Below are 438 nucleotides of genomic sequence, written 5' to 3'. Positions count from 1 at the left end.
GTGCGTCCACCCGGCGCTGCTGAAGCTGCAGCGGCGTCTCATTGGCGGGTGGATCGGCGGCCATGGCCGGAGCGGCTGAGCCAAGCAGGACGACGGCCATGCACAAGCGGCGTCGAAACGAGCGGACAACATCCATGTTGCGTCCTTCGAGGCGGGGCCGGAGGGCCCGGATGGCCTGAGTGTAGCGGGGCGTCCGGGGCAGGCAAGAGGGGCGGGTCGGTCGGCGGCTAGGCCGTGACCGGCTCCGCCATCCGCACCCGGTTGCGCCCCTCGGTCTTGGCCAGGTAAAGCGCCTCATCCGCGCGTGCGACCAGTTCCTCCAGCAGCGGCTGGTCGCCGCCCGGCAGCGCCTCGCCAATCGCGCCGCCCACACTGATCGACACGGGAATGCGTACCCCGGCAACGGTGATCGGCTCGGCGGCAATGGCATGCCTCAGC

General features: G+C 71.0%; 1 protein-coding gene. It reads right to left on the bottom strand.

All coding sequences use genetic code 11. The features are described from left to right. Positions 1-227 precede the first annotated feature (227 nt). A partial coding sequence (locus tag AC1DN0_RS41535) for a GGDEF domain-containing protein (RefSeq protein WP_477146676.1) occupies positions 228-438 on the bottom strand: 211 nt, incomplete at its 5' end.

Source organism: Cupriavidus sp. 05N39 (genome assembly GCF_056397325.1).
This window is presented reverse-complemented; position numbering and strand designations above follow the sequence as displayed.